The 8,210-nt window shown below is 64.6% G+C and carries 8 protein-coding genes; all 8 read right to left on the reverse strand.

Annotation, left to right across the window (positions count from 1 at the left end):
* Window positions 1-2 precede the first annotated feature (2 nt).
* The gene (locus tag ACJH6J_RS27145) at window positions 3-1,364 is read right to left on the reverse strand and encodes an MCE family protein (protein ID WP_406774476.1); all 1,362 of its coding nucleotides are present in this window, start codon (window positions 1,362-1,364) and stop codon (window positions 3-5) included.
* Window positions 1,361-2,389: an MCE family protein gene (locus ACJH6J_RS27150; RefSeq protein WP_406804818.1), complete on the reverse strand. Its 1,029-nt coding sequence runs from the start codon at window positions 2,387-2,389 to the stop codon at window positions 1,361-1,363. Before ACJH6J_RS27150 ends, ACJH6J_RS27145 begins: the two co-directional genes overlap by 4 nt.
* Window positions 2,386-3,696 (reverse strand): MCE family protein, encoded by a 1,311-nt coding sequence (locus ACJH6J_RS27155; protein WP_406774474.1) that lies wholly within the window; start codon window positions 3,694-3,696, stop codon window positions 2,386-2,388. The genes ACJH6J_RS27150 and ACJH6J_RS27155 overlap by 4 nt, the downstream gene beginning before the upstream one ends.
* A gap of 4 nt (window positions 3,697-3,700) precedes the next feature.
* A complete protein-coding gene (locus ACJH6J_RS27160; protein WP_244872727.1) occupies window positions 3,701-4,555 on the reverse strand; it encodes an ABC transporter permease in 855 nt (284 codons plus the stop codon).
* Window positions 4,552-5,262 (reverse strand): ABC transporter permease, encoded by a 711-nt coding sequence (locus ACJH6J_RS27165; protein WP_051128409.1) that lies wholly within the window; start codon window positions 5,260-5,262, stop codon window positions 4,552-4,554. The genes ACJH6J_RS27160 and ACJH6J_RS27165 overlap by 4 nt, the downstream gene beginning before the upstream one ends.
* Before the next feature lie 271 nt (window positions 5,263-5,533).
* Window positions 5,534-5,797 (reverse strand): alkyl sulfatase C-terminal domain-containing protein, encoded by a 264-nt coding sequence (locus ACJH6J_RS27170; protein ID WP_244872726.1) that lies wholly within the window; start codon window positions 5,795-5,797, stop codon window positions 5,534-5,536.
* Between the two features lie 366 nt (window positions 5,798-6,163).
* Window positions 6,164-6,388 carry a hypothetical protein gene (locus tag ACJH6J_RS27175; protein ID WP_082934678.1) on the reverse strand — a complete coding sequence of 75 codons (225 nt, stop codon included), beginning with the start codon at window positions 6,386-6,388 and terminating at the stop codon, window positions 6,164-6,166.
* 93 nt (window positions 6,389-6,481) lie between these two features.
* On the reverse strand, window positions 6,482-8,125 hold the full coding sequence (locus ACJH6J_RS27180) for a hypothetical protein (protein WP_406804819.1): 1,644 nt from the start codon (window positions 8,123-8,125) through the stop codon (window positions 6,482-6,484).
* Between the last annotated feature and the right edge of the window lie 85 nt (window positions 8,126-8,210).

Raw genomic sequence — 8,210 nt, forward strand, 5'->3', positions numbered from 1 at the left:
GGTCACCTCCCTCCGACGGGCGAAACGGGATCTGACACCACACCGGGCGAACCGGTGTGCGAATTGTTCGACGGCGGGAGCGGCGTCGGGGGCGGGACCGTCGGCGGCGGCACCTCGCCAGGGGCCGGAGCCAGGGCCGGCGGTCCGGGTGCCGGGCCTCCCGGTGGCGGCGCGGGCAGCGGTTCCCGATAGGGGTAGCGCGGATCTCCGGGATTGCCGGTGATCGCCTCGGGCAGAGTGAGATTCGGCGGTCCACCCTGGCCGGTGCGCGGATACGGCGACGGTAGCGGCGGGGTACCCGGCTGACCGGCGCCGGGCTCGGTCAGCTGCGACGGCAGCAGCACGTTGGGGTCCAATCCCAGGTCGGAGAACGCCGCGTCGATGAACGGCTGATCGAACTGACCCGGGAACAGGTTCACCAGCGACGCTTTGAAGAACGGCCCGGCACCGAGCACTTCGCCGAACGACATGGCATACCTGCGCAGCAGGTACAGCGTGCGCTGCAGCTCCTTCTTCCGGTTGTCGAGGATGCTGAGAACGCCGTTGAGCTTGTCGACGGCCGGCTTCAGTTGCGTCCGGTTGTCCTGCACCAGACCGGAGAGCTGCACGGTGGCGGCGCTGATGTTGGCCATCAGCGTCTCGACCGAATTGCGTTGCGACAGAATCTCACCCAGCAGCGCGTCGGTGTTGACCACCAACTGCGCAATCTGGTCACTGCGCTTGGCCAGCACCGAAGTCACCTTGTTGGCATCGGCGAGCAGCTGGCGCAGCTTGGCATCGCGGGTACCGAGGGTGTCGGAGAAGCGCGCCACGCTCTCCAGCGCCAACTTCAGATCGGGTGGCGTGTTCTGGAACGTCTGCGCCAGCGTCTTGAGTGCCGAAGACAGCTGGGTGGTGTCCAGACCGCTGATGGTGGTCGTCAGATCACCGAGCGCCGCCGGCAGATCGTACGGCGAGGTGGTGCGTTCAATCGGGATGGGGCCGTTCAGGTTTCCGTCACCGCGCGGCGTCAGCTCCAGCACCTTGGTACCCAGCACCGTCTCGGTCTTGATGGCGGCCTCGGTGCGGTCGCCCAGTTCGACGCCATCACGCACCGTGAAATCCACCCGAACCTTGGCTCCCTCCAAGTGAATTCCCGAGACCCGTCCGACGCCCAGCCCAGACACCCGCACGTCACTGCCCGTCTTGATCCCGCCGGCATCGGCGAAGTACGCCTGGTGGTCGGAGGTCCCCTTGATGAACGGGATCTTGTCGTAGCTGAAAGCGGCGACGACGATCGCGATGATCAGCGCGATGCCGGTCGCGCCAACCGCCAACCGGTTACGTTCGGCCAGGGGCTTGATGTTCAGCTTGATGCGCGTCATTTCGGCGTGCACCGCCCCGACTCCTGGCCGGCCACTTTGACGTACACCGGTTGGCCGCCCTTTCCATTCAACTTCAGCAGTGCGTCGCAGAGATAGAAGCTGAAGTAGTCGCCGTACAGGCCGTTGCGAGAAAGAATCTGGTACGCGTCCGGCAGCGTCCGCACCAGCTCGTCGACGTAGGCGTGGTCCGCCTCGATCTGGCCGGACACCCGATCCGTCTGCTGCACAGTCTGTTTGATCGGCTCGCGCGCCACGGTCAGCAGGTCGGCGACCGACCGCGCCGCGCTGTTGATGTTCGCCACCCCGGTCGCGATGTCGGATTTGCGGGTGGCCAAACCCTGGACGAGTTGCGACAGTTTGTCCAGGCCGTCGGCGAACTGTGTGTCACGCGCCGCGAACGTCCCCAGCACGGTGTTCAGGTTGGTGACGACCTCACCGATGAGCTGATCCCGGCCCGCCAAAGTTGTCGTCAGGGCCGACGTCTGGGCCAGCACCGACGAGATGGTGCCGCCCTGGCCCTGGAACACCCGGAGCAGCTCACCGCTCAACGCGTTGACCTGATCGGGATCGAGCGCACGGAACAGTGGTCGGAAGCCGCCGATGAGCGCGTCGACATCCAATGCCGGCGACGTCCGGGACAACGGGATCGTCTGGCCCGGAAGGAGTTTGCGCACCGACCCGGGGCCTTCCTCGAGCGCCAGGTAGCGGTCGCCGATCAGATTCTCGTAGCGGACGGTCGCGGTGGTGCCTTCGGTGAGCGTCAGTTGCCTGTCGATCGCGAAGTCGATGGTGACGGTGCCGTCCTTGTGCAAGTCGAGGCTCTTGACCTTCCCGACCTCCACGCCGGCGATACGGACGAAGTTGCCGCCCTTCAACCCCGACACGTTGCTGAACACCGCCTGGTAGGAAGCCCGCGAATCGAAACGGAACTGCCCGAACACCGTCAGCAGCCCGAACATGAAGAGCAGGCTGACCACGGTGAAGATCACGACGCGGGTCACGGTCCCGCGAATCCGGCTTCTCATGGTGACCCCGGCTCAGGTTGGGGTACGCCCATCTCGACACCGGGCAACCCGGGAGCCGGACCACCCGGGTACCGGATTCGCGGCGGTTCGGGCTGCGGCTTGGTCACCGGGAAGTAGTTGGCGAAACCGGGGAAACCGATGCCGGGGTTGGGCCGCATATCCAGGCCGTCACCGTAACCGGTGTCGGTCACCAGGTACTTGACCGGGAAGTTCTTGCTGACGTCGGGCAGCGAACCGCAACTCGGCTTGCCGCCGGGTCCGCCGCTGGCATTGACGACGGGCAGGTTGTCGGGGAACCGGTAGGGATCGGCACCGGCCAGCAATCCGACATCCATGATCACCGATTTCCCGTTGCCGCCCATGGCATATCGGCCGCCGTGTTCGAGGAACCATTGCGCGCCCTGGAACAGGCAGGTGTACGTCGGCGAATACTTCTCGAGGAGTGCGGTGGTCGGTCGCAGCAGTTCCATCGCCCGCGCCAGGGCAGTCTGGTTGGCGCCGATGGTGTCGATGCCCGACTGCGAGAAGCCGACCGCCGACAACAACAGGCCGTCGAGTTCCTTCGACTGGCCGGTGATCGTGGTGGCGGTGGTCGAGAACGAATCCAGGATGGACACGATGTCCTGTGCCGCGGCCGAATACGCCTGTGCGGTCTGCCCGAACAACTGCCAATCCTTGCGCACGGTGTCCATGCGCGGATTCACCTCCAGCAGAACGTGGTTCGCATCGGTGATCGCCTGGCCGATGACGTCGCCCTTGCCGCGCAACGATTCGGCCACCGCCGAGAGCACCGAGTTCAGCTTCGTCGGGTCGATCACCTGCACCACCGACTGGAGGTTCTCGAACACGGTGTTGACCTCGACCGTCACGTTCTGTGACTGCAGCACCGCACCCGATCGGAGGTGGCCGCCGCTCGGACCGGTCGACGGCACATTCAGTTCGACGTACTTGGCGCCGAACGCGGTGCTCGATCGGATCTGCGCTTCGACATTGCCCGGCAGTTGCGCGAACGGCCCGGGGTACATCCGGAGTTTCAGCGTCGAAAGTACGTGTCCCGCAGTATCTGTCCGGCTGCCGATGGATTCCACCTCGCCGATCTGCACGCCCCGGAGCTTCACCTTCGCGCCGTCCTCCATGACCAGACCGGCGCGGTCGGAGATCAGGGTCAAGGGCACGAATCCGCGCAGCGATCCGGAGAACAACAGCCACGTCATCGCGGTCATGGCGACGACCACGATCACCAGGACAGGCGCCCACCAGATCGGGTCGATCTGCTCACGCCGAGTTTTGTTCGCACGCTTTGCCATTCGCTCAGCCAGCCAGGTGGAAGTTGCCGGACTGGCCGTAGACGGACAGCGTGATGGTGAGCAGGATGAACACGCCGGCGGTGATCGAGGTCCGGACCGCGCGGCCGACGGCCTCGCCGACGCCGGCCGGCCCGCCGGTGGCGGTGAAGCCGTAGTAGGTGTGCACCGCCATCACCGCGGCCGCCATGGCCAGCGCCTCGAAGAACGACCAGGCGAGGTCATTGGGGTGCAGGAACGTCGTGAAGTAGTGGTCGTAGACGCCCCGCGACTGGCCGTAGATCATCGTGGTCCCGAACCGGGTGGCCAGGAAGGACATCAACACCGCGACGGTGTAGATCGGGACGACGGCCACCACGCCGGCGACGATCCGGGTCGCCGCCAGGTACGTGATCACCCGGATGCCCATCACTTCCAGGGCGTCGATCTCCTCGTTGATGCGCATGGCACCGAGCTGTGCCGTCGCCCCGGCTCCGATCGTGGCCGCGAGTGCCACCCCGGCCGTCGCGGGAGCGATGAAGCGCACGTTCAGAAAGGCCCCCAGGAAGCCCGTCAGCGCTTCGATACCGACATTGGACAGGGTGTTGTAGCCCTGGACGGCGATCAGCGCACCGGTGGACAGCGTGAGGAACCCGACGATGACCACAGTGCCGCCGATGACGGCGAGTGCGCCGGTCCCCATGCCCATGACCGCGATGAGCCGCAGCACCTCGCCCGGATAGCGCCGGACGGCGTCCGCGGTGGCGGCAAGCGCACTGCCGTAGAAGGCCGTCTGCTCGCCCAGCCGGCGGGTCGCCGCGATCGCCTGGCCCGCGAGTTCGCTGAGCGGTGACGGGCGGTCGACATCCACATCGACTGTCATGGCGCCACTTTCACGCCGAACGCGGTTGCCAGGATGTTGATCAGGAACAGCGCCATGAACGCGAAGACGACGGTCTCGTTGACCGCGTTACCGACGGCCGTCGGGCCGCCACCGACCGAAAGTCCCTTGTAGCACGCGATCAGTCCGGCCGACAGCCCGAACAGCAATGCCTTGACGAGGGAGACGATCACCTGCGGCAGGCCCGTCAGCAGCGTCATGCCCGCGATGAACGCGCCGGGCGTCACGTGCTGGATGTATACGACGAAGAAGTAGCTGCCGGCCAGGCCGACGACGGCCACCATCGAATAGAGCATCGCCGCGACGAATGTCGCGGCGAGGACGCGGGGCACGACGAGTGCCGGAATCGGGTTGACGCCAATGACTTTCATCGCGTCGATTTCTTCTCTGATGGTTCGCGCGCCGAGGTCGGCACACATCGCGGTCGAACCGGCACCGGCCACGACGATCGCGGTGACCACCGGTCCGACCTGTGTCACAGAAGCCAGCGCAGCGCCGGCGCCCGACAGGTCACCGGCGCCGACCTCGATCAGCACGATGTTGAGCGTGAAGACGATCAACACCGTGTAGGGAATCGACAGCACGACAGTCGGTACGACGGAGACGCGCGCGACGAACCAGATCTGCTCGATCAGCTCGCGCCAGGCGTACGGCGGCCGCAGCATCGCGGCGAACGTCTCGCCTGCCATGACGATGAAATCGCCGACCGCCACAGCGGGGCGCGTCCAGGCCGCGGAGGCGCGCGGAGACGACTGGAGCGGTTGCGCCACAAGCTGCCTCCCAGTGTCGTTCCGTCGTCGAGCTTGGCCCGGACGTTAGGAAGGCACCAGTTTGCTGTCAACGCAACAAACAGGGGTACGACATCGTCAATTACCGAAGATGCAGGTGGACTCAACGCAATTGCTTCGGTTCACCCGGATTGAATCGCGCTGAGCCAAAACCTACCAGCATGCGCCCTGGTTACGGCGTCACGATGTTGAACCAGAGCTGGAAGGTGTCGAGCAGTCCGACGAACTCGTCCACCGACTGCCGATTGCCCTCCACGGTGACGTTGTTCGCTGTTATCGCGTCGGCGAGTTTGACTTTGCCGAGCTGAATCTCGTTCATTGTCGCCTTGGTCAGTTTCAGCCCGGCGTCGGCATTCGGGATGGTGCCGTCCGCATAGTTGAGGACGCCGTTCTCGACGGTGAGGCCGTACTGCTTCTTGAGGTCCGTGAAGTCCACGTTGAGGGTGATCTTCTTGCCGGCGGCAGGTTTCGGGTGAGATCAGGGTGTCGTAGACGATCCAGCCGGTATTGCCTTTGATGAAGGTGATGTTCGACAGGACATAGCCGCGGACCTGGTAGATCTTGTCGGGCGCGATACCTCCCCCGAATTCTCGCCGTCGTCGCCGTTCGTCTGCACTTTCGAAGTTCGCCCCATGGCACCCGATTATGCCGATTCCGGCCGCCGAAACCGGTCAAATTTACGAATACGAACAATTCTTCTCCGGCGGCCGAGACGATTTCCGGGGGCCATTTCGAAAATTTACGAGTCAATGAATAAAAAGACCGCTTCGCCGAAAGCGAAGCGGTCATTGTCAGACGCGGTCTAGTGCAGCCATTTGCCCGGCTTGTCCCAGTGGCCCGGAGGCGGAACAAAGGGCAACTGACCGACTTGACCTGGGGGAACGCCGAAGAACTGGCCGATGTGGCCCGGCGACGGAGCCGGTATCCACCACCAGGTATTGTCGGCGTTCGCCTGACCCGCGCCCAGCCCGATAGCAGCAAAGCTCAGGGCGCCTGCGGCAACAATTGCGAATTTATTGATAGACATGTCCAACTCCTTGTCAGCCCATCAGATGTCATGTATTCCATGATGCCACTGTGTGCTGCGGACCGCTATCAAGAATTGTTGGCTAACGTTTGCTCACTCGTTGTGTGCGACACCCGGCGCCGATGCCCCAACGGCAGCCGCCTTGACCGGCTTCGGCTTCGACTTCGCCACCTCCCCACGCGGCGACTGGGCCTTCGGGCTGTCATCGGCAGCCGGGCCGGTCGCCGGCTTGCCGCTGCCGGTCGGGTGCTGCCCGGCCTTCTTGCCCTTGCCGCGCTTCGGCGCATCGGCTTGTTTCGGCGTATCGGAATCCGAGTCCTTCTTGGTTCCCGCCGGGTCCTTCTGGCTCACCGACTTCTTGTCGTCGGGCTCTGCCTTGGGCGTGTCCTTGACCTCGGGCGTCTTCACGTCGGGCTCGACGTTCGCGGGCTTCGGGTTTGTCGCCTTCTCATCCACCGGCTTCACCTCGGGCTCGGCCGCGGTTTCCTTGGCCGGTTCCTTGGCCGGTTCCTTCACGGCGTCCGGTCCGTCGGCGTCCTTGACGTCAGTGCCCTTGGCCGGGGCGGCCTTCACGCCGGTCGTCGGCTCCGGTTTCGTCGCAGCCGTCGCCTTCGGCGAGCCCAGTTCCGCCGCAGCATCTTTCATGGTGGCCACTGCCTTCAGCGCCGCCGTCGGGTTCACCGCGGCGACCGATGCCGGCGGCCGGATGATGTCGCCGATCTTCTGGATGACGTTCGAGATGCCCGCAACCACGGCCTTCGTCACGTCGACCGCGGTGTTGGCCACCCACTTCACGCCCTGCACCACAGCGTTCGCCACCCATTTGACCGTGTTGACCACGGCTTGCGTCACTGCCTTGGTGACGTCGACGAACGCATTCCAGGCAGCGTCAGCGACTTTCACCACGGCTTGCCCGATCTTGACGACGGTGTCCACGACCGCGCCTATCGCCAGCCGCACCGCGGCCAGGATCCGCGCCGCGATGCCTTCGACGCCCCCGACACCGTTGAGCCGCAGGATTTCCTGCGCGATGACGAACGCAGCTTCCTTCGGAATCCAGTCCGCGTAGAAGACGCCGAACTTGCCGCTGCCGGGCTGATCGTCGCGCGTGGTGTAGATGAAGATCGGCCCACCGTAGAACTGGCCATTCGTGGACATCGTCTGCCAGGTTTCGATGAGGTTCTTGATGAACTCGGCTTGCGTGTGCTCGCTGACGTTGTTGGTCGGCACCCCGTACTCGGTGATCCAGATCTTCTTGAGACCGTCACCGTTGGCCGCCATCAGGTCGTAGATCTTCTGGATCTGGGTAAAGGGCGACAGGACCACGTTCTCGCCGTCCGAGAACTTCAGCGTCTCCTGGTACGGGTGGAACGCCAGCGCGTCGAAGTAGCCCTTCGCGCCGGCGGCGTACATCCCGTTCACGTAATCCACCGGGTTCATGGTGACGCCACCGAACGTGAAGACGCTGCCGAGCCCTGCCGCGATGACAGTCGCGGTCGGGTCGGCCGCCTTGATCGCCGGGTAGGCAGCCTTCAACAACTCGGTGTAGCTCGACGGCGAGATCGGGTCGTAGAAACAGACGCAGTTGACCTCGTTCCACACCTCGTAGGCCGAGATCGTCTTGCCGTACCGGGTCGCGACCTGCGTCATGAAATTCGCGTAGGCGACGGGGTCGGGCGTCTTGGCCCCGGGGAAGTTACCGTCCGTGCCGGCCCAAACCGGCGTGCTGTTGACCATTGCGAGGAGAGGAATTGTCAATACCTGTGGATCGGCTTGTTTCAGGCGACCTCCGTTCCAGTTGATTCGGTCGGTGCCGAGTCCG

The sequence above is a fragment of the Mycobacterium sp. SMC-18 genome (genome assembly GCF_045310895.1).
In the GTDB taxonomy this organism is placed as follows: domain Bacteria; phylum Actinomycetota; class Actinomycetes; order Mycobacteriales; family Mycobacteriaceae; genus Mycobacterium.